Genomic DNA, 22,500 nt, shown 5'->3' with positions numbered 1-22,500 from the left:
CTTTAAGCCGACCACCTGAGGGCGATGATAAACCGGCTTCGCTCTCTGACCAGACTGACACGGATGCCGTCGGGATTATACGTCACGTCAAAGTCATTTTTGATGCCGGTCTGCTTAATGAGCCGCTTGACCGCTGCGGTGTCAGAGGATTGCGCTGCGGTGAGGATGCGGCGCGCAAGCTCTTTTGACGCCGACAGCCGCGCAAGGAGCAGGCGCGCATCCTCCAGCATGCCCGCAGCTTCTTTTGCGGACGCTGTCAAAATATCTGCGTGAACCGGGGGACTGGGCGCAGGATGCCGGTATGGCGCGGTGAAAACAGGGCAGCATGGATACACATAATGCATACGGCGGCCTCCTTCCTGAGAAAACATTCGTTATACATGAGTATAGGCGGCGTGATAACGAGTTATGACAAGCAAAAAGACCACAATGCGGGGGTTGCGGTCTTTTCGGTGTTTGTCGGTGGTTATGCGACGCTGTTCGCCCATTCTGTTTTGAAATTGCGACGGCAGGGACTATAGTCCTTGCCGGTTTGTCGGAAAACCGTTAAAAAAACAGCAGAACCGCCAGATTGGTCTGCTTCATCCTAAACGTCTGCCTTTCTGGTAGTTATATAGTCCTGTTCGCTAAATGCTCCATTCGGGACTATGGGATTACCCCGGTTTGCGGTGTCACGCAGATACTTTTACACATACTTTTCGGTGAAAAATCCCGCAAAAACGTTTACACTATTAGTAACAGATCAAATACCTAGGACTCGTTCACCATACACAATTCATTGATCTTTCAAAAAAAGGAGTGTGGAAACGGTGGAAAACAAATTAGAAGAAGTAAAGCAATTATTATTCCGACTTGAAAATGATATCAGAGAAACAACCGACTCATTACGAAACATTAACAAAAGCATTGATCAGCTCGATAAATTCTCATATGCAATGAAAATTTCTTAAAAAGACTTGGAAACAAGTCTTTTTTTTGTGCATTTTTTATCCATTTCATGGATAAAGTATTATACGATTGTTAAAAAACGAAAAACCTGCTGTCTTTCATCACCTGCATTTAGTAAAATAGAATGGGAGGGTGAAGACAATTATTGAGCAAATGTGTTTAGATGCCAAAACGATTAAAGAGAAAATGAAGGAAATTGTGGAGCACAATATATGCAATACTAACTTGAAAATGTACCTTCTAAAATTTATTGCATCAAAAGATTCATTTGGATTTGCTGAATTGGCATATCAACATTACAAAGCGTTCAATGGCAGAGACACAGAGGCGATTTTAAAGTTAGCCGTAGGCATAGAATTATTAGTCCTGTCATACGACATTTATGATGATTTAGAAGATAATGATAATCTGAAAATGGAATGGATGAAAACAGGTCTCCCCATTACGCTGAATACTGTAACGGCCCTCTATACATTAAGTATACAGGTTATGAATCAGATTAGTGAAAATCCGTATTTTCTTAAGCAAATATTAAACTTTGCTTTGAATTCAATTGAGGGCCAGCAAGATGATATTTTGAATGCACCGCAAACTGAAGAAGAGTGTTTGAAAATGATTAAGAATAAATCTGGCTCTTTAACTGCATTGCCTTGCGTTATGGGCGCGATGCTGGCTACAGGAAAGTTAAATCCAATCGTTCAATCATATTCATATGAACTCGGAATAATATCCCAGATTGATAATGATTATCAAGGTTTGTTTTACTTGAATAATGATTTTGTTCAACGCAAAAATACACTTGCTTATTTATACTTAAAAAAGAAATTCAATAAAGCTTCTGAAGAAATCTTACAATGGTATGAAAACCCAGAGTTATTCAAAACCTTAAAGACCCGAGACATAAAAAAGAAATTAATTGAAGCAGGTGTAACCCAATACTTATTGGTTTTGAAACATTTGTCGTTAAAAAAAATAAAAAGTAAGATATTTGAATTGGAGATAGAGAGAAATAAAACGGAAACTTTATTAAATGCGATTGTTAATTTAGAGGAGGATGAAAAATAATGCAGGAAATTGTAGGATACTTAACCAAAAATCCAGAAGTTTTAAATAAAGTGATTGAAGGCAATGCTAGTCTGATTGGAGTTAGCCAGGATCAAACAGATTGTGTTATAAATGCGTTTAAGGGTATAGATGTTATTTCTTTCGGCGGTGATTGGAAATATTGAGGATGATATAAATGAAGTCCAAGTACAATAAGGTTTCAGTTGTCTTAATTCTGCTTACATTGGTATATGTCATTTATCTGACTTATATAAGCACAAATAATCTTTTAGTCGGCGCCACAATTTCTGAAAATAAACAGGGCGAAATTAAAATAAAAGATGTAGAAGATTTTACAATGGCATATTACGCCGGAGTGCAAAAGGGAGATATAGTAAAGAATATTAACCACCAAAATGTAAAGTCAATTAATATTCAAATGAATAAGCTGAAAAATGTAAACTCGATGGTCGTTGATAGAAACGGTCATGATATTGAGATTAAGCTCAATTTATTTAATGATAGGAACTTCAGTACTTACTTAATACCGATAATTTTTTATGTAGTATGTTTATTTTGCTGTTTCTTCATCATTAAAATAAATGAAGAAAAAAACTTGAAATCTGCTTTGGTGCTAATTGTATTTCTTTTGTCTGCTTCAATTGCATATATTAGTGCTGGAGGATCGGCAAAAGGCGATTTACTTAGCAGATGTATCATGTTGTTAACATTAATAACTGTACCTTTAAATTATCTTCTGTTTCTTTATCATTACTTTAAAGAATTAGGTACAGTGCTTTTCAGCAAAAAAGTTTTCGTTTTGTATTTATTTCCAACTATAAATATATTATTTGAATTATTTCGGTCGCGATTATCTTTTGGTGATTTTATTCCAAAATTTAATTTGATTTCGTTTTTTCTTCTTTTTTTGATTGTAGCATATTACTTTATTGTTATTTTGAGAAGAAACAAAGATACTGATCAGGCACATATTATAAAGGTGCTTGTAGTTATAAATATATTGGCATTTTCGCCTTTTTTATGTCTGTATCTTATACCGTATGTATTTTTTAATGATTATTATGTCTCTTCTTTCTTAACAGCATCATTTATGCTGCTAATACCTTTTTCACTTGTATATCAATTCATGTCGAATAAAATATATAACGTTGATTTTATCTTAAGTAAGTTAAAATATTATGGCTTTTTAGCGTTAACCCCAACTATAATTCTGGTTACAACAATAGAGTTATTACGTGAGCCGGAAGAAAATTTTTACAATCTCAAACTGACATTTTTAATTTATATTTTAATGTTAGCTGTTTTTTATTATAAAGAAATACTCGATTTCCGGTTTAAATTAAAAAGGGTCTCTGAAAGATTCAATTACCAAGACAGTATTTATAAGTTTACCCAATTAATCAGAAACTCGTCTTCTTTAAATCAGGTTTTTGGGGAATTAAAAACCACCATTCTCGAAGTAACTCTTACAAGTAAAGTGTATATATTTGAAGTTACGTATAATGGGAATGTAAAGGCATTTGACGAAAGAGATTCAAGTTTGATAGATGATTATCAAGTGCTTTTAAATAGTGTTACTATTGAGATAGGAAAAATAACGGAGTTTAATCAAGGTTTCGCAATGAAAGTAGGAGAACGGGGAGATAGATCATTCGTTGTTCTCTGTTTGTCTAAGATGAATACGCCCCGTTTATCACGTGAAGAAATTTCTTGGTTAAAAACATTATCTTTTTACGTTAATGTTTCAATAGAAAACGTGATGAAAATCGAAGAACTTATGAATCATCTCGAAGATTTAAAGAAACAAGAGACAAACCCGGTCTGGCTCAAAAAGCTGATGTTTACGATCGAGGAAAAGCAGCGGTCGGATTTGGCCCGTGATCTGCATGATTCAGTGCTGCAGGACTTGATTTCTTTGAAGCGCCAGTGTGAGCTGTTTCTGGCCGATTTTAAGAAAGAGGAGCCTTGCCAGTTAGAGGTGCAGGACAAGCTTCATCAGATGAATGAGCAGATGTCGGATGTCATTTTGATGACCCGGGAGACGTGCCATGAGCTTCGTCCTCAGCTGCTGTATGATTTGGGTCTGGTCAAGGCGGTATCCAAGCTTGCCGCGCAGCAGCAGGAGCGTGCGCCGTTTCATATCCGTCTGAATACGGGCCGGTTTACGGCGGCGCTGGATTTGGATACGCAGCTGAATTTGTACCGCATCATTCAGGAATTTCTTTCGAACGCCATGAAGCATTCACAGGCGAATGAGGTGCTGATTATGCTGATCAGCATTCAAAATAAAGTGATTCTGCATTATGAAGACGACGGTGTCGGCTGCAATCAGGAAGAAGGCGGCGGGCAGTCGATGAGCATGGGTCTTTCGGGTATTAAGGAGCGCGTCCGTGCGCTTGACGGACGGATGAAAATCGACACAAGTGAAGGAAACGGTTTTAAAGCGGATATTGAAATGGAATTGTAACCAATTTATCACCAAATCGACTTGGCAGAAGCCAAGTCTTTTTAATAAAATGGAAATGAGTGAGTAAAAGGGAGGAAACCATGAAAAAGATACTAGTGATTGATGATCATCCGGCTGTCATGGAGGGCACCAAGACGATTCTGGAAACGGACACGAATCTTTCTGTCGATTGCCTCAGTCCTGATGCCAGTGAACAATTTGTTCTCCGGCATGATTTTTCAGCTTACGATCTCATATTAATGGATTTAAATCTGGGTGATGACATCAGCGGCATAGAGCTTTCCAAGAAAATCTTAAAAGAGAATCCTCTCTGTAAAATCATTGTCTACACAGGCTATGAGGTTGAAGATTATTTTGAAGAATCCATCCGCGCGGGCCTGCATGGCGCCATCAGCAAAACCGAATCTAAAGAGAAAATCATGCAATACATATATCACGTGCTCAACGGACAGATTTTAGTTGATTTCTCCTATTTCAAACAGCTGATGACCCAGCAAAAAACAAAAACGTCTTCTTCCCCTCAAAGTGAGCAGGATCGGTTAACCCCGAGAGAGCGCCATATTCTCCAAGAGGTCGAAAAAGGTTTGACCAATCAGGAAATCGCAGATGCGCTTCACTTAAGCAAGCGGTCGATTGAATACAGCCTGACATCCATTTTTAATAAGCTGAATGTCGGCTCCCGAACTGAAGCGGTGCTGATCGCCAAGTCAGATAACGTACTATAAATCTTGAAGGGAGAATGACCTATGAATCTGAACAATACATTGCTCGGCGCACTCGGTATTGAAATCACTGAAAACACGCCGGAGAGATGCGTGGCGGTGATGCCTGTGGATAAGAGGACGGTGCAGCCTTTCGGATATCTGCATGGGGGCGCGTCAGCAGCGCTGGCGGAGACTGTTGCAAGTGTGGGGGCCCAGCATTTTATCGACCGGTCGAAACAGGCGTGTGTCGGGCTTGAGATTAATGCCAATCATTTAAAATCCGTGAAAGAGGGCGGGACGGTCACGGCAATAGCAGAACCCGTTCACACGGGCAGAGCAACCATTGTGTACGGTATTAACATTTTCGATGAACGGGAAAGGCTGATCTGTGTTTCCCGCTGCACGCTGGCTGTTATAACAAAATAAACAAACAGCCGGAACCCTGAATCGTCCGGCTGTTTGTTTTTACAAATATGAATCTTCTTTTCGTTTGATCACAAAGTTTCTGATCCCTTTGTAATCATCCTGAACGCTTCTTTTATCAAGCGCCGCTCCCGAATTGTACGCGGCCCTGCATATGAGGTGCGCTCCGACCGGCGCCGTCAGCAGGATAAAAATGATGCCGAGCAGTATTTTTACAGAAATTTCTCCGGTCAGCATCCACAAGTAGCCTAACACCCCGAGCAATACCAAATTAACGCCGAGTGTCGAGCCTTTTGAAGAGGCGTGGGCGCGCGTATACACATCAGGAAGCCTGAGTGTGCCGAAAGACGCGACCAGGCAGATCAGCGATCCCATCAGAATACAAATGCCGACGGCCCATTTAACGATTTCGATCATTTTCGATAATCTCTCCTTTCTCCAAAAACTTAGCAAAGGCAATCGTGCCGATAAACGATAAAATGCCGAGCAGCAGAATGATGTCCAAAAAGGCCGATGTGTTTAAGAGAATGGATACAAGCGCGGTCATGGCAATCAGATTAATGCCGATCCCATCAAGCGCGACGACCCGGTCCGGTATCGTAGGCCCTTTCATGACGCGAATGACGTACAGAAGAGTCGAAACCGCCATAATGCCGAGTGATAATTGCAGAATAAACGTAAACATCAGCGGCTCACCTCCTGAATGGCTTTCTCAAAAGAGACGCGGATGTCATGAATCGCTTTCTCCGCATCTTCAATGTCCATGGCGTGTATATAGAGAATCGACCGGTCATCGGAGATATCCATCACGAGCGTACCCGGTGTTAAAGTGATTAACAGCGAGAGCAGCGTGATCTCCCAATCCTCCGTCAATTCCGTCTTAAACGCGAAAATGCCCGGACGGATGTTCAGTTTCGGAGATATAACGGTTTTCAGCACGCTGACATTGGCCAGATATAATTCCTTTATAAAGGTCAGCATCAGTCTGATGACCGACCATATTTTCCAAATGTAAAACGGCCGCGAGAAGAAGCGCCGGAAAAAAAACAGCGCCGCCAAGCCCGCGATAAATCCGGTCATAAAACCTCCGGCGCTGAGGCTGTTTGTGAGAAACATCCAGCAAACAGCGAGAAGAACATTTAATAATAGTTGAAAAGCCATGCCATCTACTCCTTCAAAACAGCTTCAATGTATTTTTCCGGATTCAGCAGATTCTCAGCCGTCTGATTGACATACGGTGAAACCCATTCGGTTCCGAGCCCGAACAGAAGCGACAAAAGGAGAAAAGCGGCTGCCGGATAAAGAAGTCCTTTTGCGGACCGTCCGCCTGCGCCGGGGATTTCTTTTTCTTCCCCCCAAAAAGCCGTCGTAAAAACCTTCAGCACGGAATAGAGCACAAGCAGGCTGGATAAGAGAATCAATACGGAAAACAATGTTTCCCCCTTATCGAACCCGCCTTCCGCGATCTTCAGCTTGCCCACAAATCCGCTGAACGGCGGGATGCCGGCCAAAGATATGGCTGAAATAAAGAACATCCATCCTAAAACGGGATAACGGGTGATCAGTCCGCCCATTTTATGCAGGCTGGCAGTGCCTGTCAATGCGATAAGCGTGCCGGCAAGCATAAACAGCGCTCCTTTAATCAGCATATCGTGAATCAAGTAATAAACCGCTCCTTGAATGGAGGCCGGCGTGTTCATGGCAATGCCGAACAAAATCACGCCGACGGCTGTAATAATATTGTAGATGACGATTTTCATGACATCCGAAAAGGCGATAGATCCGATTACGCCGAATAGCACCGTCAGCATCGCAAGCCACATCATCAATTGGTGGGTAAAGCCCGTATCGTGAATAAAGATCAGGGTGAATACTCTTAAAATGGCATACAGGCCGACTTTCGTCAAAAGAGACCCGAATAAGGCCGAAATCGCAGCCGGCGGGGCGTAATAAGAGCCCGGCATCCAGAAATACAGCGGGAATATCCCGCCCTTTAAACCGAATACGACGAGAAATAAGACGCCGATGACGGTGATCAGCCCGGTCTGGCCCGATTCGCTTATTTTTACGCTTAGATCAGCCATATTCAGCGTGCCCGTCACCGCATATAAGTAACCGACGCCGATGACAAAAAACGCGGATGACACAATGTTAAACACGATATACTTCAATGATTCTCTTAATTGAATTTTCGTTCCGCCAAGCACGATCAGCATGTAGGACGCGATAAGCAGAAGCTCAAAAAAGACGTACATGTTGAACAGGTCACCCGTCAAAAACGCTCCGCTTACGCCGGCCAGAAGAAACTGCACCCCTGAATAATAGAAAGCGCGCTCCCTTTTTTCTCCAATGGAGCGGAAGGAGTACAGGGTGACGAGCAGCCCGATTATGGCGGTTGTCAAAACAAGCAGTGCGGCGAGCTGATCCGCGGCGAGCACAATGCCGTACGGCGCTTTCCATCCGCCGAGTGTCAGCGTCTGAATCCCGTGTGTGAAAACCGTCTGAACGAGAGCGGCGCTGATGACGATGGAGACACAGGAAGCGGCAGTGCTGAATATCCGCATCAGCATCACGCGCCTGTTCATAAAAATCAGCAGCACTGCGGCAAGCAGCGGCACCAGAATAGGCAATATCACAAAGTTATTCATGTTGATCATTTCCCCTCATTCGATCCATATCGTCCGTTTTCAGTTCCTGATAGGCGCGGAACGCCATCACAAGCAGGAAGGACGTGACGCCGAACGAAATAACGATCGCCGTCAGTATGAGTGCCTGCGGCAGCGGATCGACAAACGACGTGCTTTTTCCGCCCAGTATGGGAGGAGCGCCTTTTTTCAGTCCGCCCATGGTCAGAAGCAGCAAATGGACGCCGTGACTTAAAAGCGCGGTGCCGATAATCACGCGCAGCAGACTTTTAGAAAGCAGCAGGTAGGTTGCCGCCATAAACAAAATACCGGCAATGACAGACATTAAGATTTCCATTATTCTTCCTCTCCAATCGTTTGAATAATGGTCATCGTCACGCCGACAACAACGAGATACACACCTAAATCAAACAAAGTGGCCGTCGCAAGCTCCGTATTCCCAAGCACCGGGAGATGAAAATGGCCGAATGTATGGGTGAGAAAGGGTGCTCCGAATAAGAACGAACCTGCACCCGTTGCAATCGCGATAAGCAGACCCGCGCCCGCCACATAAATAAAATTGACGGGCAAAATCGATTTGACGGTTTTTAAATCAAAGGCCAAAAGCAACAGCACGATGGCCGAAGACGTAATCAGTCCGCCGACAAATCCTCCGCCGGGAGCGTTATGCCCCGATAAAAATAAATAGAAAGAGAAAAGCAGAATGATAAAAGATACAAGCTTCGTTGCCGTCTGAAGGATGATGTCGTTTGTTTTTTGCTGTCTCAACGCTCTTCTCCCTCCTCTTTTACTTTCGTTCTGATCATGCCGTAAATCCCGAGTGCGGCAATCGACAGCACCGTGATTTCAAACATCGTATCAAATCCCCTGAAATCAACGAGGATGACGTTGACGATATTGTTTCCTCCCCCGAGCTTATGGCTGTAAGCGGTGAAAAAGGAGGAGATGCTGTCTTTTGTTTTTTCGCTGGAAGACGCGATTCCGAGCATTGTCACGATGACGCCGACACCGAGAGAAATGATAAAATTCGTCATCCGGAATGTTCTTGTCTTCTTTTTCCGCCGCATTTTCGGCAGATGGTAAAAACAAAGAAGAAACAAGGCGACGGATATCGTCTCAATGACGAGCTGCGTGAGCGCCAGATCGGGCGCTCTGAAAATCACGAAAAACAGCGCGAGTGTGTACCCGACAACACCGAGTGAGATAATGGCCGTCAGCCGCGATTTGGCGAACACAGTCGCAATCGTTGCGCTCACCATAACGAGGGACAGCACGATTTCATAAAGGCCGATCTCAGCCATGCCTTTCGCTGTCATGGAAAAGCCGCCTTTCATGACGAACGCCGCTCCGATGAGAATGATAAACGCCGCAAAAATATACAGCAGATAATCCCGCAAAAATCCGGTCATATAAGATGACGTCAGCTGGTAAGATTTTTTTTCCATACTGCCCGTCACCGCATCGTAAAGCTTGTTCAGCGTCAGTTTTTTCGGAAACAGACCGTACAGACGCTCCCATTTAGACAGCGTTACGTAACCGATCGTGCCGACAATGATGATGCCGAGGGTCATCATTACCTCAGCCGTCACCCCGTGCCACTGGGAAATATGGACATGGAATGTATCTCCGCCGGTTAACAGAGCCGGATAAATGGAGTTCATCGCCGGTTCAATCAGGCTGTAAGACAAAATGTTCGGGGCAAAAAACAGACTGACGGCGCAAGCGGCAAGAATCACCGGCGAAATCAGCATGCCGAGCGGAGCTTCATGCGGCGTCTTTTCAAGCTGAGCAGATTTACGCGCGCCGCTGAACGTTCTGAAAAACAGCTTCATGCTGTAGATGAAAGTGAAGACGCTCCCGATCCATGCGAGAACGGGGAACAGCACGCCCCACGTATCCAGGCTGAAAATATCTGCATGAGCAATCCGCAGCATACTTGTAAAGAACATTTCTTTACTTAAAAAGCCGTTAAACGGAGGGAGGCCGGCCATGGAAAACGTTCCGATCAGTGAAACGGTAAACGTTACCGGCATAAGCGCCATCAGGCCGCCGAGCCTGCGGATATCCCGCGTTCCCGTTTCATGGTCGATAATGCCGACCGCCATAAATAAACTTCCTTTAAAAGTAGCATGGTTAATTAAGTGAAACACAGCCGCGGTGACAGCCGCCGTAAAATACTCTGAATGCTGATAATGAAGCGCGGCGGCTCCTGCGCCGAGCATCGATACAATCATACCGAGCTGGCTGACTGTGGAAAATGCCAGAATCGCTTTTAAATCGGTTTGTTTAATCGCATTAAAGGAAGCCCATACCATCGTGATCAGACCGACTGAGGCAACCGTCCAAAACCAGACGGGTGAAAAAGCAAAAACCGGACTGAATCTGGCAATCAAATAAATACCCGCTTTCACCATTGTAGCCGAGTGCAGATAGGCGCTGACAGGAGTCGGCGCCTCCATGGCATCAGGCAGCCAGATATAAAACGGAAACTGCGCTGATTTCGTAAAGGCCCCCAATAACAGGAGAACCATCGCCGGAATAAAGAACGGATGGCCTGCGATAATATGCACCTGGTTGACCATTTCCCTGATACTGAAAGAATCCGTCATCAGATACAGCAGGATAAAGCCGCCGAGCATGCACAGCCCGCCGCCGACGGTAATCAGCAGTGATTTTTCCGCCCCGTAGCGTGATTTCTTCCGCTTATGCCAATACCCGATTAATAAGAAGGATGACAGGCTTGTCAGCTCCCAGAACATATAAAGCACGATGACGTTATCGACGAGCACAACGCCGAGCATCGCGCCCATAAACATCAGCAGGTACACATAAAAGGGGCCGAGCTTTTCTTTGTCCTTCGATAAGTAAAAAATACTGTAAAGCGTCACCAAAGAGCCGATGCCCGTAATCAATAAAGCGAATAACAGCCCGAGTCCGTCAATATAAACGGTATAGTTAATACCGAGGGACGGAATCCATTCGGCCGCATACCGGACGGTTTCCCCAGCCATTGTGACAGGGAGCTTGCTGATAAAGTAAACAAACAGCACAACGGGCACTATCAGCACAAACCAGCCTGTATGGACTTGTTTTACCCGTTTATAAAGAAAGGGAACGATAAATGCAAATAAAAAAGGCGCCAAAATCGCGAAATGTAACAGCTGCAACAGAAGACCTCCTTTGCTTGTTTTTTCATCAAGCAACTGCTTTATGTAAGAATGAATCAATCAATTCACGGTCATAGGACCCAGTACAAATTATATCGCACTTTTTTTTACCCTGCTACGGCATAATGTATTCCTCTTTGTGTTTTTGTGGTCTTTTGAACCCAAAATAAATTTATCAAATATCCGGATCTTTGTATATACATTTCTATTTCAGATCAAGCTTTACAAAAGGAGCTGGTCAGATGAAGAGAAAGGCGGCGGCCTGTATTGGAATATTTTGTTCTATTATTGCAGGAACATTCATAGCGGATGATTTCTGCAAAACGCGGCAGCAGACGGAGGCGGATAATTGGGAGCGTTTTTTTCTCGGTGCGGAATACGCAGAAGACAAGCTGAGTGCGGCTGAATCAATGCAAACGCCGTTTCAGCCGCGTGAGTATATCAGAATCGTATATAGATGAAAAGAGTTCCGGCACCAGGGTGCGGAACTCTTTTTGTGTCACAATCAGCGTTTTCCTTTAATATAAGGGATGCCGTTGGCTTTAGGCGCATCCGCTCGGCCGATGAAGCCGGCAAGCGCGAGAATGGTCAGAATGTAAGGAGCCATCAGCATGTATACATTCGGAATGTCTTTGAACAGGGGCAAAAGCGAGCCGATAATGCTCAAACTCTGCGCAAACCCGAAGAACAGCGCAGCCCCGAGCGCGCCGATCGGATGCCATTTGCCGAAAACCAGCGCGGCGAGAGCGATAAAGCCTTGTCCGGAAATAGTGGAGTGCGTGAAATCAAGCGCGATCGTGGAAGCATACACACCGCCGCCGAGCCCGCCGAACAGCCCGCTGATCATGACGCCGATATAGCGCATGCCGAACACGTTGATTCCCATCGTATCGGCCGCCATCGGATGTTCCCCGACAGAACGGATGCGAAGGCCGAACGGCGTTTTGAATAAAATAAACCAGGAAACAAAGGCCAGTACGATGGCTAAAATCGACGTATAATATACGTCAGAAAAGAAAATCTTTCCTAAAACCGGAATATCGCTTAACCCGGGAATGTTCGTTTTGTAAAAGGGCTCCGGGATTTTATCAGTCTGCGCCTTCCCGTAGATCAGCTTGACGATAAACAGTGTTGCTCCTAACGCGAGCATATTGATCGCCACACCGGTTACCGTCTGATCGGCGCGGAAAGAAACCGCGGCAGCCGCGTGGATCAGTGAGAACAGTCCGCCGGCAATCATAGCCGCAGCCAAGGCGAGCCACGGAGCGGAGCCGCCAAGCTCGCGTCCGAAAAATAAGTTGAACATGACGCTTGTAAAGGCGCCGATAATCATCAGTCCTTCAAGACCGATGTTGACAACCCCCGATCTTTCAGAAAACACGCCGCCGAGAGCGGTTAAAATAAGCGGAGCCGCATATACGAGTGTTGCCGGGACAATAATGGATAAAATCTGCAGGAAGTCCACTTACTTCGCCCCCTTTTTCTTCAATTTATCAAGGATGAGACGGATGGCGTAGCTTGATGCCACAAACAAAATAATAATGGCGATGACGATGTCAACGACTTCAGAAGGCACCCCGGATTCAATCGGCATATTTAATGCCCCGACTTTAAGGCCGCCGAGAAGACATGCCGCCAGAACAACGCCGATTGCCGTGCTGCCGCCGAGAAGCGCAACCGCAATGCCGTCGAAGCCGACGCCGGTAAAGGCGCCCTTAACCGCCGCATATTGAAAGGTTCCGAGTCCTTCCATCGCGCCGGCAAGCCCTGCGAAGGCGCCGGAAATCATCATGGCGTACATCATATTTTTTCTGACGCTCATTCCGGCGTATTGTGCGGCGTGCTGGTTAAAGCCGACAGCCCGGAATTCAAATCCGCTTTTTGTTTTATGAATGATAAACCACATGAGGACTGCGGCAAACAGAGCGATCAGAATGCCCCAGTGAAGGCGGGAGTAATCTGTCAGCTGCTCTAAAAACGGCGAGCGGAGCGACGCGCTTTCATGAATTTTGTCTGTTTTGTCCCGGTGGTCCGTCATGACATCGGAAATGAGATAATTGGTTAAATGAAGAGCGATATAATTCATCATGATCGTGACAATCACTTCGTGGACAAAAAAACGGGCTTTTAAAAATCCGGGAATCAGGCCCCAAATGCCGCCCGCAGCCGCAGCCGCCAATAACGAAAGCGGAAGGTGGATGTAAGCGGGGGCGTCAAAGGAAGCGCCGACCCACACCGCGGCGGTCCAGCCGACAAGGAGCTGTCCTTCAACCCCGATATTAAAAAGGCCGGTCCGAAATGCGAATGCCACGGCCAATCCGGACAAAATATATGGCGTAATCTGCCGGATCGATTCCCCGATGTAATACACTTCACCGAAAATGCCGCTCCAAAGAGCCGAATACCCGCTTACGACATTGTAGCCGCTGGCGAGCATGATGACCGCACCCGCAGCTAACCCAAGGATGATCGCAATCAGCGGCACAGCCAGATGAGAAAGTCGATTAATCATGTGTTTTCCCCGCCTCCATTTGCTTACTACCCGCCATTAAAAGTCCGAGCTCCTGCTCGTTTGTTTCAAGCGGATTGACGTTTGCGATGATGCTGCCTTCAAAGATGACGGCGATGCGATCGCTGAGATTCATTATTTCATCAAGTTCAAAAGATAACAGAAGCACCGCTTTACCGGCATCACGCTGCTCAATGAGCTTTTTATGGACGAATTCAATCGCGCCGACATCGAGTCCCCGCGTCGGCTGGGCCGCAATTAAAAGATCCGGATTTCTGTCCACTTCCCGGCCGATAATGGCCTTTTGCTGATTCCCCCCGGAGAGAGCGCGCGCAGGCGTATATTCATCAGGTGTTCTGACATCGTATTCTTCAATCAGGCTTCGCGCTTTGTCATAAATCGTGTGTTTATTTAATATGCCGAAAGAAGAGTAGGGCTTTTGGTAATAACTTTGCAGCACGATATTTTCTCCGATCGGAAAATCAAGGACGAGCCCGTGTTTATGCCTGTCCTGCGGAATATGCCCGATTCCTGCTTCAGTGACTTTCCTGGGCGGCATGTTTTGGAGCTGTTTGCCGTTTAACATGATCGTGCCGGCATTTGTTTTTCTGAGACCTGTAATGGCTTCAATTAATTCAGACTGGCCGTTTCCGTCAACGCCCGCAATGCCGACGATTTCACCGGCTCTGACAGAGAGGGAGAGCTGTTTGACCGCCTCAACGCCGCGCGCGTCTTTCACCGTTACATCAGAAAGTGAGAGCACTTCCTGTTTTGGTTCGGCCGGCTGTTTATCCGTCTTGAATGACACTTCGCGTCCGACCATAAGGCTTGCCAGTTCATCTTGATCCGTATGTGCGACATCAAGTGTTGTAATGCCTTTTCCTTTCCGGATGATGGTGACACGGTCGCAGACTTCCATAATCTCTTTTAATTTGTGGGTGATGAGGATAATTGATTTTCCTTCATTGACAAGATTTTTCATAATCTGAATCAGTTCTTGAATTTCGTGCGGAGTCAGCACCGCGGTCGGCTCGTCAAAAATGAGAATGTCGGCGCCCCGGTAGAGGGTCTTTAATATTTCCGCCCGCTGCTGCATACCGACGGAGATATCGGCAACTTTGGCTTCAGGATCAATGTGCAGGCCGTAACGGTCGGAAATATCGCGCACGTCCCGGTCGGCGCGCTGTCTGTCAATTCGGCCGAAAGTTTTCGGCTCTTTTCCGAGAATGATATTTTCTGAGACGGTGAAGGTATCCACAAGCATAAAATGCTGGTGCACCATCCCGATGCCGAGATCGTTGGCTTTGTTCGGACTGTTGATGTGAACGCGTTCGCCACGCACCCGGATCTCGCCTTTTTCCGGCTGATACAGGCCGAATAAAACGTTCATGAGTGTCGATTTTCCGGCGCCGTTTTCACCGAGAAGGGCGTGTATTTCGCCTTTTTTCACTTGAAGCGTGACGTCATCATTGGCGACGATTCCGGGAAATTCCTTGCGTATATTAAGCATTTCAATGATATAATCCACCGATTTGTCGCTCCTTTTCAGAGATACTTTGATGAGAAAGAGCTTGGCAAAAGAAAAGCTGCAAGAGATGCAGCTTTTCCTTCACCGCTCTTTTCAAAAAAGAGAGGGGATAAGCACGGAAGTCTCCTTATCCCCTGGTTCTTACTCAGCCTTGAAGGATTTCAATTCTTTTTCAGTTGAAGGGATCTCGAGTCCGTCCGCGATTTTCTTCTTCCAATCGTCTGTTGCTTTGATGACATCGTCAGAAAGGTTCTCCTTATGATCCGAGATGCCGACTGCATCTTGCGCCAAACCGTATGTTAATGTTTTGCCGCCCGGGAATTTACCGTCACTCGCTTTTTTCGTTAAGTCCTCCACGGCAGTATCCACTTTTTTGACCATTGATGTGAGAGTGACATTGTCTTTTGTGCCTTTGACTTGGCCTTCCGCGTACTGGTCTTTATCAACACCGATAACCCATACGTTCCGCTTCGGATCTTCTTTTTTCAGATTTTTCGCTTCTGTGAAGACGCCCGTTCCCGTTGCGCCGGCCGCGTGATAAATGACGTCAACGCCTGATTTGTACATGCTTTCAGCCGTCGCCTTGCCGACATCGGCTTTGTCAAACCCGCCCGCATATTTCACTTCGACGGTCGCTTTCGGATTTGCGGCTTGTACACCCGCGCGGAAGCCGATTTCGAATTTTTTGATCAATTCAGACTCCATTCCGCCCACGAATCCGACTTTTCCCGTTTTGCTCGATAGCGCAGCGGCCGCTCCCACGAGGAATGAGCCTTCCTGCTCTTTAAATGTAAGGCTTGCCACGTTGTCTTTTTTGACAACGGCGTCAATGATCGCAAAATTTGTGTCTTTGCGCTGATCGGCGATTTCGCTGATGGAATCCTGCATCAGATACCCGACGCCGTAAATCAGGTCAAAGTGTTCCCGCGCTAATTTATTTAAGTTCGTTGTATAATCTGCATCTGATTTTGATTGAAGATAGTCAAAACCGCTTTTGCCTTTTGTAAGCCCGTTGTCTTTTCCGAATGCCTGGATGCCTTCCCAGGCGGACTGGTTAAATGATTTGTCATCAACACCGCCGATATCCGTTACCATGCCGACGGTAAAGTTTTTGCTGCCGGAGCCGTTTGCTTTGTCACTTGAACCGCATGCGCTTAATATGGTTCCGGCCGCTGCGATGAGCGCCATCGCCATTCCGATTTTGCGTTTTTTCAAAGATATAACCCCCCTGTAAAATATGGCTGTGCCGTTCAATTCAGACTTGAGTCCCCGTGCCGGATGCAGAATCGAAAAAACTTTCTGATAATAATGATGAGACGTCTCTCTTTTTCCCGCCTTGAGCGGCTGTCTCTTCCGGGTTCGGGACTTATGACTTATCTGAAAAGATCTGCTAACCAATCATAATTTATCATTTTACCCGCCATAAATAAATAGAAATTTGCTTATTTTTTAAAAAATATCAATTTTATGAATCGGCTTCCTCATCTGGATAAAACAGAGGAGGATCAGCCGGGTCATTATCCTTATATAGCATATCAAAAAGGAATCTCAAGCCTTTTGTCACGGGATATGACAGTAAAAAAGCACCGTTCACAGCGAAACGGCGCTTTTTGACATTATAAATATTGTTTGATGCTGCTGACATTGCCGGTGTTGATATGATATTGAAAGACGGGTCTGCCGATCGTGCCGTACGCCATCTCTACATTCAGCACTTGTATGTCTTCCAGAAATTTAAGGTATTTCCGGATGGAGACTTGCGAGATTTCAGTATGCTTGGCGAGATCTTCCGTGGTAAAAGAGCCGTCGCCGAAAGACTCAATGCTCGCCCAGATGAGTTTAAGCGTGCTCTTTGTCAATCCCTTCGGAAGGTGAACCTTTTCCGCCGCTTCTTTCTTTTGAAAAAGCTCGGCATCCAATTCTTTCTGTGTCATGCTTCTGTGTGATTGATAAACTTTCTGCTTGCGTCTGTAGTCGGAAAGAGCGGTTTGAAAGCGGTCAAATTCAAATGGTTTGATTAAATAATCGACGGCGCCGTACCGAAGCGTTTTTTTAATGACGTCCAGCTCGCTTGCGGCCGAAATGACGATGACATCAACCGATTCATTCTGCTTGCGGATTTCCGTTAAAAGCTCAAGCCCGTTTTTTCCCGGCATGTAAATGTCAAGAAGGATGAGATCGATATGATGCTCGCTCAGCACGTGCAGCGCGCTTTGAAAGGATGATGCGATCCCTTTCAGCTGAAATCCTTCAATCTGGCTGAGATAGCGTTTATTTAATTCACCCACCATGGGGTCGTCTTCAACTATGAGTACATTAATCATCATTTTCCTCCTTCGGTTCATACGGAATGCGAAGACTGAAAGTCGTTCCTTCATTCTTTTCACTTGTCACAATCATATGGCCTTTTAAATTTTCTGTTGCCTGCTGGGTGAAATAGAGGCCGAACCCCCGGTTTGTCCCTTTCGTGGAATAACCTTGTTCAAAAATACGGGCTTGGTCTGCCGCAGACATTCCGGCTCCCGTATCCGTAATCTCTATGTCAAGCTGGCGATCCTGAAACCGCATCGAGCACGTAATGTTTTTTTTCGGCATCTGCGCCACCGCGTCGAGCGCGTTGTTTAACAGGTTTCCGATAATCGTAATGAGCTCATGGATGACGGCCGGATCCGCCGCATTCGGAATCAGGCTGCCGAGCTGAATGTCCAGATCAGCGCCCTGCTCGCGTATGTAGCTTTGTTTTCCCAGAAGAAACCCTGCGAGAACCGGACTTTTGACATCACTTATAATCTCGCTTGTTTCCGTCTTCTGCTGAATGGCAATGTCTTTAATGTAAGTGCCGAGATCATCGTATTCTTTTAACTGGACAAGCCCTAAAATGACATGAAGCTTATTCATGAATTCATGAGACTGGGCTCTTAATGCGTTTGCATACATTTTAACACCGGACAGCTGTTCTGCTAAATGTTTGACCTCCGTTTTGTCCCTGAACGTGGCGATCGCTCCGACGGTTTGTCCTTTCAGATGAATCGGAACTTCATTAAAGACCAGCTCAAGTCCGTTAATGCGGATATCTCTGTCCTGAAGCGGTTTTTTCGTTTCAATCACCTGTTTCAGCCGGCTTTTCGGGAGAATATCGTTCACATCTTGATCGACCGGATTAGTCGGAATACCCATTTTAATAAAAAGTCGTTTCGCCTCTGCATTGGCAAGCTTAATTTTTCCCCGCGCGTCAACCGCCAGGATGCCTTCCTTCGTTGATTCGAGCATGGCGCTCCGCTCTTCCAGGAGGGTGGCGATTTCATAAGGCTCAAGACCGTACATAATGTTTTTGACGGTGCGGGCGACAATCACGGCTCCGATGACGCCGACAAAAATACTTACGCAGATGATGAAATAAAGCGGTCTCAAACTGTGGCTGACGACATCCTGTATTTTGTTAAGCGAAATTCCGACCGAAACGACGCCCACTTGTTTTTTATCTTTTCCATAGATCGGTACGAAGGCTCTCATGGATTTTCCGAGAGTGCCCGCTGATGTGCTCGTTTTGATATGGCCGTGCATTGCCGGCTGTTCGTCTCCGCCGGTGAATTTCTTCCCGATTTTATTTGCGTCGGGATGGGTGAGGCGGATGCTGTTCATATCCATCACCACGACAAATTCGGTTCCTGTCGTATGCTGGACATCCAGTGTATAATTCCGGAGCTCTTTCAGCCCTTTTCTTGTTTGCAATGCCTGCGCGACACTCGGTGTTTCCGCGACCAGCTTTGCGGTGCGCAGCGCGGTTGTCCGTTCTTCTTCTTTCACGCGGTCTGCGGTCTGGACGCTGATCGTGAAAAAGGTGATACAAAGTGCGATAAGGACGACAATACAGACGAATATCGTTAATCGGGTTTGCAATTTTAATGTTTTTTTCATAACAGCCTTCCTTACGTTTATCATTCCCGCGTTCTACTTTACTCCGAAAAAGCCTGTTTGTGAAGATCAGGCCCTTATTTCGTAAAAGTGAGGAAAAATGGAATTTTTTATCTTGTCAATGTGTTTTAAGTCCTCCATAATAAGTGAGGTAGATTACAGAAAGGGACTTTTTATATGAAAAATACTTATTGGACGGGTTATTTTCCGCTCGTTGCGATTCTGCTTTTTAGTTCGTCATTATCCATTTCTACCTCGCTTTATGTCATGAAGATACTTCAGACGCTCGGCATGTATCAGGGGATGCTGGATTATTTCTCTGAGAAAGGGATCAGACTGGCGCTTTTTGCAGCGTTCGCCCTTGTGTATTTTATGCTTTTTTCGGCTTTGAAGCTGATTGCAAACACAGTGACAGAGCTGTCTCTTTTGTTTTTCACAAATGACCCTGAAGGGGACAATCTGAAAAAAATCAGATTAGGCTCTTTAATTTATGTAGGCGGAGGAATTCTTTCCTTTGCGCTCGTGCAGAATGGTTTTTGGATTGCGGCGTTATTTGCCGTTGTTACGCTCGTTTATTTGATTTTCATGGTGTACAGAATCTATTCGACACTCTCGATCGTTTCGCTGATCGGTTTTATATTGCTTGAGATTCTGTTTTGGTTTACTTTTGTTATCGGTATTTTGTACATCTTTATCAAGCTTTATAATAGCATAATGGCTAGCTTACCTGTGTAAGCTAGCCATTTTTGTTAAGACAGAAATCTGTTTTTGATCTCAGGGGAGGGGAGCATGCATGCTTCCCTTTTTCCGAACCATTTGTAACGGCGCCGGGCGATGAAAGAATAGGCTCTGTCCCTGAGGGGGCGGGGCACTGCGAAAAAAACCGCTGACAGCCGCCAGGCTCCGCGGAGATGACGCGAAACCTTTAACACGGCTGCGGATTTTTTGTATATCCGCCCGTTTTCGATGAAAATCATGCTGTCAAATTGTTCTGTCGGAAGTCCTTCTGATGCCAAAAGCTCCCGGGCGGTATCTGATTGCAATGATGCAAATGAGATTTTGCCGGCCGGATCGCGTTTAATGATGAATTGAACGGCGCCGCTGCATAAGTTGCAGACGCCGTCAAACAAAAGCACGCGGTCCGGAAGCTGAGCTGGTTTCAAAGCGGATCCCCTCCGTTATCTTTAATAAGCTGCCTGCAGCGTGTTTTTCCAGATCGAAAGCTGAGGGCTTGCGTCATGAAGGTATTCGACGCTTGACGGTGTATCCTTGCCGACCCATACCCCCATCGTATAAGCATCCGTCAGGCCGACAAACCACATATCGTGATAGTCATTTGACGTTCCTGATTTTCCGCCGACGTACGGAGCTTTAAAGTTCGCTTTCTTTCCTGTTCCGCTTTTGACGACGGCTTTCATCATTTCTTTGATCTGCATGTTGGTCCGCACGCTGAATACCTGCGCCGGCTCATCTTTCCATTTTAATATCGTTTTTCCTTTTAAATCAGTCACTTTTGTAATCGCGTGACTCGGCGTATAAACACCGTTGTTGCCGAACGTGGTATACGCATTGGTCATTTCAAGCGGCGTCATGCCGTTTGTAAAACCGCCCAGCGCCGCAGGCAGACGGTAATCCGCGCTGACCAGCTTCGCGAAATGAAACGGTTCAAGGTAGCTGAACGCCTTATTGACGCCGACGCGGTCCATGATTCTGATGGCCGGTGTGTTGTACGAGTATTTAAACGCCGTTTCCAGGGTAACCGTGCCGTACGTGCGGTTATTATAGTTCTGCGGGCAGTAATCCGCACTGCAGAATTTGCTTGCGTCAATCTTGCTGTGTGGCGTTGCGCCGGTCTTTTCAATGTAAGGTCCGTAATCAAGCAGCGGCTTAATGGATGAACCGGGCTGTCTGTATGCTTGATAGGCACGGTTGAAATCATATTTATGATAATCTTTCCCGCCTGAAAGCGCGATAATCTGATGTGTCTGATGATTAATCACGGCCGCTCCGCCCTGGACGCCTGCATACGGCAGATTTTGATTCACTTGGGCGACGACCTGGTTTTGCATATACGGATTCAGCGCCGTATAAATCTTCACGCCGTCTTTTAACAATGTGCTGACTCTGTCGGAAAGCTCACTCTGTATTTTTTGTTTCGCCTTTCCGGAAGCTTTTTCAAGACGTTTGTCATAGCCTTCAGATGAGGAAACAAGCTGTGTGAATTCATCATTTACATAGGAAACATAGTCAGGATATTTATTTGTTTTTTCGTTTATATCAAGCTTGATCTTTTCCTTTTCGGCTTTTTTCAGCTGTTTCCCGGATATAACGCCTGCTTTTTTTAATCCGTTAAGCAATCTGACTTGTCGTTTTTTCGTATAATCAAAATGCTTGAGAGGATCATATAATGTAGGGTTATTAGGGATGGCGCAGATAAAGGCCATTTCTCCCAAAGTGAGAGATTTCAGCGGCTTGCTGAAATAAAATTGTGCCGCCGAACCGACACCGTATACGCCGTTATTAAAATAAATCGTATTTAAGTAGCCTTCTAAAATCTCATCTTTGCTGTATTTTTTCTCAAGCTGATAGGAATAGGCCAGCTCCGTCAGTTTTCGGCTGAAGGTGCGTTCATGGCTTAAATACACATTCCTTGCCAGCTGCTGGGTGATGGTGCTGGCGCCCTGATCAATTTTATGATCTTTGAAATTGGAGGCGGCCGCCCTGACCATCCCCATAAAGTCAAACCCTTTATGCTCATAAAAATGACGGTCTTCAGAGGTTAAAAACAGTTGTTTTACCTCATTCGGTATTTTATTAAAGGGCACGATCACGCGGTTCTCATGATCGCTGACAATCTCAGAAACAAGGCTTCCGTCCCTGTCATACATGTAACTGTTTTGAACCAGGTTGATCGCTTTTAAATCAATATGTTTATCGAGCACCTGATCAAAAGGCTTGATTTGTTTTACCTCTTTGCCGGAAGCAATAACTGTAAATGCACACAACGGGATAATGCCGAGCAGCAAAATCCATCCGATTATTTTACGTACCATGGTCACTCTCTTTTCTCCTGATTTCTAGCCATATCGTATCATTCTTTTAAGAATACGAGAAGGTTAAATTTAGAAG

At 45.6% G+C, this 22,500-nt stretch carries 24 protein-coding genes; 8 read left to right on the top strand and 16 right to left on the bottom strand.

The window, feature by feature from the left end; all coding sequences use genetic code 11:
* Positions 1 to 2 precede the first annotated feature (2 nt).
* Positions 3 to 344, bottom strand: a complete 342-nt coding sequence (locus tag BXO87_RS06145) for a YuzC family spore coat inner layer protein (protein ID WP_038459666.1) — start codon at positions 342 to 344, stop codon at positions 3 to 5.
* Between the two features lie 465 nt (positions 345 to 809).
* Here BXO87_RS06145 and degQ point away from each other — a divergent pair, with 465 nt between their 5' ends.
* The 6 genes from degQ (at position 810) to BXO87_RS06110 (ending at position 5,610) form a co-directional block, all read left to right on the top strand.
* Positions 810 to 950, top strand: coding sequence for a degradation enzyme regulation protein DegQ (degQ, locus tag BXO87_RS06135; RefSeq protein ID WP_003152043.1), 141 nt, complete (start codon positions 810 to 812; stop codon positions 948 to 950).
* A 151-nt stretch (positions 951 to 1,101) separates the two neighbouring features.
* Positions 1,102 to 2,013 (top strand): polyprenyl synthetase family protein, encoded by a 912-nt coding sequence (locus BXO87_RS06130; protein ID WP_079891857.1) that lies wholly within the window; start codon positions 1,102 to 1,104, stop codon positions 2,011 to 2,013.
* A complete protein-coding gene (gene comX, locus BXO87_RS06125; protein WP_007613432.1) occupies positions 2,013 to 2,177 on the top strand; it encodes a competence pheromone ComX in 165 nt (54 codons plus the stop codon). Before BXO87_RS06130 ends, comX begins: the two co-directional genes overlap by 1 nt.
* 11 nt (positions 2,178 to 2,188) lie before the next feature.
* Positions 2,189 to 4,480: a histidine kinase gene (locus tag BXO87_RS06120; protein ID WP_038459663.1), complete on the top strand. Its 2,292-nt coding sequence runs from the start codon at positions 2,189 to 2,191 to the stop codon at positions 4,478 to 4,480.
* Between the two features lie 80 nt (positions 4,481 to 4,560).
* The gene (comA, locus tag BXO87_RS06115; protein WP_003152052.1) at positions 4,561 to 5,205 is read left to right on the top strand and encodes a two-component system response regulator ComA; all 645 of its coding nucleotides are present in this window, start codon (positions 4,561 to 4,563) and stop codon (positions 5,203 to 5,205) included.
* Positions 5,206 to 5,226: 21 nt separating this feature from the next.
* Positions 5,227 to 5,610 (top strand): hotdog fold thioesterase, encoded by a 384-nt coding sequence (locus BXO87_RS06110; RefSeq protein WP_007613430.1) that lies wholly within the window; start codon positions 5,227 to 5,229, stop codon positions 5,608 to 5,610.
* Between the two features lie 39 nt (positions 5,611 to 5,649).
* Here BXO87_RS06110 and mnhG read toward each other — a convergent pair whose 3' ends face one another.
* The 7 genes from mnhG to BXO87_RS06075 are packed head-to-tail and all read right to left on the bottom strand — an operon-like array spanning position 5,650 to position 11,419.
* The gene (gene mnhG, locus BXO87_RS06105) at positions 5,650 to 6,024 is read right to left on the bottom strand and encodes a monovalent cation/H(+) antiporter subunit G (RefSeq protein ID WP_007613429.1); all 375 of its coding nucleotides are present in this window, start codon (positions 6,022 to 6,024) and stop codon (positions 5,650 to 5,652) included.
* Positions 6,008 to 6,292, bottom strand: a complete 285-nt coding sequence (locus BXO87_RS06100; protein ID WP_003152057.1) for a Na(+)/H(+) antiporter subunit F1 — start codon at positions 6,290 to 6,292, stop codon at positions 6,008 to 6,010. The genes mnhG and BXO87_RS06100 overlap by 17 nt, the downstream gene beginning before the upstream one ends.
* Positions 6,292 to 6,768 carry a Na+/H+ antiporter subunit E gene (locus tag BXO87_RS06095; protein ID WP_038459660.1) on the bottom strand — a complete coding sequence of 159 codons (477 nt, stop codon included), beginning with the start codon at positions 6,766 to 6,768 and terminating at the stop codon, positions 6,292 to 6,294. Before BXO87_RS06095 ends, BXO87_RS06100 begins: the two co-directional genes overlap by 1 nt.
* Before the next feature lie 5 nt (positions 6,769 to 6,773).
* On the bottom strand, positions 6,774 to 8,255 hold the full coding sequence (locus BXO87_RS06090) for a Na+/H+ antiporter subunit D (protein ID WP_038459658.1): 1,482 nt from the start codon (positions 8,253 to 8,255) through the stop codon (positions 6,774 to 6,776).
* On the bottom strand, positions 8,248 to 8,589 hold the full coding sequence (locus BXO87_RS06085; RefSeq protein ID WP_003152063.1) for a Na(+)/H(+) antiporter subunit C: 342 nt from the start codon (positions 8,587 to 8,589) through the stop codon (positions 8,248 to 8,250). Before BXO87_RS06085 ends, BXO87_RS06090 begins: the two co-directional genes overlap by 8 nt.
* The gene (locus BXO87_RS06080; protein ID WP_007613424.1) at positions 8,589 to 9,020 is read right to left on the bottom strand and encodes a Na(+)/H(+) antiporter subunit B; all 432 of its coding nucleotides are present in this window, start codon (positions 9,018 to 9,020) and stop codon (positions 8,589 to 8,591) included. The genes BXO87_RS06085 and BXO87_RS06080 overlap by 1 nt, the downstream gene beginning before the upstream one ends.
* Complete coding sequence (locus BXO87_RS06075) at positions 9,017 to 11,419, bottom strand: Na+/H+ antiporter subunit A (protein ID WP_076851264.1); 2,403 nt, start codon at positions 11,417 to 11,419, stop codon at positions 9,017 to 9,019. The genes BXO87_RS06080 and BXO87_RS06075 overlap by 4 nt, the downstream gene beginning before the upstream one ends.
* A gap of 242 nt (positions 11,420 to 11,661) precedes the next feature.
* Between BXO87_RS06075 and BXO87_RS06070 the strand changes: the two genes are divergently transcribed.
* Positions 11,662 to 11,880: a hypothetical protein gene (locus tag BXO87_RS06070; RefSeq protein WP_007408668.1), complete on the top strand. Its 219-nt coding sequence runs from the start codon at positions 11,662 to 11,664 to the stop codon at positions 11,878 to 11,880.
* Positions 11,881 to 11,924: 44 nt separating this feature from the next.
* Here the strand turns inward: BXO87_RS06070 and BXO87_RS06065 are convergent, their stop codons facing one another.
* From BXO87_RS06065 to malK, 6 genes are all read right to left on the bottom strand, one after another.
* Positions 11,925 to 12,884 (bottom strand): ABC transporter permease, encoded by a 960-nt coding sequence (locus BXO87_RS06065; RefSeq protein WP_076851263.1) that lies wholly within the window; start codon positions 12,882 to 12,884, stop codon positions 11,925 to 11,927.
* Complete coding sequence (locus tag BXO87_RS06060; protein ID WP_012118308.1) at positions 12,885 to 13,931, bottom strand: ABC transporter permease; 1,047 nt, start codon at positions 13,929 to 13,931, stop codon at positions 12,885 to 12,887.
* Positions 13,924 to 15,456: an ABC transporter ATP-binding protein gene (locus BXO87_RS06055; protein ID WP_070082281.1), complete on the bottom strand. Its 1,533-nt coding sequence runs from the start codon at positions 15,454 to 15,456 to the stop codon at positions 13,924 to 13,926. Before BXO87_RS06055 ends, BXO87_RS06060 begins: the two co-directional genes overlap by 8 nt.
* Positions 15,457 to 15,597: 141 nt before the next feature.
* The gene (locus BXO87_RS06050; protein ID WP_007408665.1) at positions 15,598 to 16,671 is read right to left on the bottom strand and encodes a BMP family lipoprotein; all 1,074 of its coding nucleotides are present in this window, start codon (positions 16,669 to 16,671) and stop codon (positions 15,598 to 15,600) included.
* 401 nt (positions 16,672 to 17,072) lie between these two features.
* Positions 17,073 to 17,780 (bottom strand): response regulator, encoded by a 708-nt coding sequence (locus BXO87_RS06045; protein ID WP_003152077.1) that lies wholly within the window; start codon positions 17,778 to 17,780, stop codon positions 17,073 to 17,075.
* A complete protein-coding gene (gene malK, locus BXO87_RS06040) occupies positions 17,773 to 19,374 on the bottom strand; it encodes a malate sensor histidine kinase MalK (RefSeq protein WP_003152078.1) in 1,602 nt (533 codons plus the stop codon). The genes BXO87_RS06045 and malK overlap by 8 nt, the downstream gene beginning before the upstream one ends.
* A 174-nt stretch (positions 19,375 to 19,548) precedes the next feature.
* Between malK and BXO87_RS06035 the strand changes: the two genes are divergently transcribed.
* On the top strand, positions 19,549 to 20,106 hold the full coding sequence (locus tag BXO87_RS06035; RefSeq protein WP_007408662.1) for a YufK family protein: 558 nt from the start codon (positions 19,549 to 19,551) through the stop codon (positions 20,104 to 20,106).
* 14 nt (positions 20,107 to 20,120) lie between these two features.
* On the opposite strand, the gene BXO87_RS06030 is transcribed toward BXO87_RS06035, so the two are convergent.
* On the bottom strand, positions 20,121 to 20,534 hold the full coding sequence (locus BXO87_RS06030) for a thiol-disulfide oxidoreductase DCC family protein (RefSeq protein ID WP_014305710.1): 414 nt from the start codon (positions 20,532 to 20,534) through the stop codon (positions 20,121 to 20,123).
* A 21-nt stretch (positions 20,535 to 20,555) separates the two neighbouring features.
* Positions 20,556 to 22,430, bottom strand: coding sequence for a transglycosylase domain-containing protein (locus BXO87_RS06025; RefSeq protein ID WP_014305709.1), 1,875 nt, complete (start codon positions 22,428 to 22,430; stop codon positions 20,556 to 20,558).
* Between the last annotated feature and the right edge of the window lie 70 nt (positions 22,431 to 22,500).

The organism is Bacillus sp. GZB, assembly GCF_001975995.1.
Taxonomy (GTDB): Bacteria; Bacillota; Bacilli; order Bacillales; family Bacillaceae; genus Bacillus; species Bacillus velezensis.
Note: the sequence above shows the minus strand (reverse complement) of the source record. Positions and strands in the feature narration are given on the sequence as shown.

What these genes read in the sequence shown, in the direction of transcription:
- malK (WP_003152078.1), bottom strand. Translation starts at nt 19,374, where the DNA reads ATGAAAAAAACATTAAAATTGCAAACCCGATTAACGATATTCGTCTGT.
- comX (WP_007613432.1), top strand. Translation starts at nt 2,013, where the DNA reads ATGCAGGAAATTGTAGGATACTTAACCAAAAATCCAGAAGTTTTAAAT.
- mnhG (WP_007613429.1), bottom strand. Translation starts at nt 6,024, where the DNA reads ATGATCGAAATCGTTAAATGGGCCGTCGGCATTTGTATTCTGATGGGA.
- comA (WP_003152052.1), top strand. Translation starts at nt 4,561, where the DNA reads ATGAAAAAGATACTAGTGATTGATGATCATCCGGCTGTCATGGAGGGC.
- BXO87_RS06100 (WP_003152057.1), bottom strand. Translation starts at nt 6,292, where the DNA reads ATGTTTACGTTTATTCTGCAATTATCACTCGGCATTATGGCGGTTTCG.
- BXO87_RS06045 (WP_003152077.1), bottom strand. Translation starts at nt 17,780, where the DNA reads ATGATTAATGTACTCATAGTTGAAGACGACCCCATGGTGGGTGAATTA.
- BXO87_RS06145 (WP_038459666.1), bottom strand. Translation starts at nt 344, where the DNA reads ATGCATTATGTGTATCCATGCTGCCCTGTTTTCACCGCGCCATACCGG.
- BXO87_RS06095 (WP_038459660.1), bottom strand. Translation starts at nt 6,768, where the DNA reads ATGGCTTTTCAACTATTATTAAATGTTCTTCTCGCTGTTTGCTGGATG.
- BXO87_RS06110 (WP_007613430.1), top strand. Translation starts at nt 5,227, where the DNA reads ATGAATCTGAACAATACATTGCTCGGCGCACTCGGTATTGAAATCACT.
- BXO87_RS06120 (WP_038459663.1), top strand. Translation starts at nt 2,189, where the DNA reads ATGAAGTCCAAGTACAATAAGGTTTCAGTTGTCTTAATTCTGCTTACA.
- BXO87_RS06090 (WP_038459658.1), bottom strand. Translation starts at nt 8,255, where the DNA reads ATGAATAACTTTGTGATATTGCCTATTCTGGTGCCGCTGCTTGCCGCA.
- BXO87_RS06070 (WP_007408668.1), top strand. Translation starts at nt 11,662, where the DNA reads ATGAAGAGAAAGGCGGCGGCCTGTATTGGAATATTTTGTTCTATTATT.
- BXO87_RS06035 (WP_007408662.1), top strand. Translation starts at nt 19,549, where the DNA reads ATGAAAAATACTTATTGGACGGGTTATTTTCCGCTCGTTGCGATTCTG.
- BXO87_RS06085 (WP_003152063.1), bottom strand. Translation starts at nt 8,589, where the DNA reads ATGGAAATCTTAATGTCTGTCATTGCCGGTATTTTGTTTATGGCGGCA.
- BXO87_RS06130 (WP_079891857.1), top strand. Translation starts at nt 1,102, where the DNA reads ATGTGTTTAGATGCCAAAACGATTAAAGAGAAAATGAAGGAAATTGTG.
- BXO87_RS06060 (WP_012118308.1), bottom strand. Translation starts at nt 13,931, where the DNA reads ATGATTAATCGACTTTCTCATCTGGCTGTGCCGCTGATTGCGATCATC.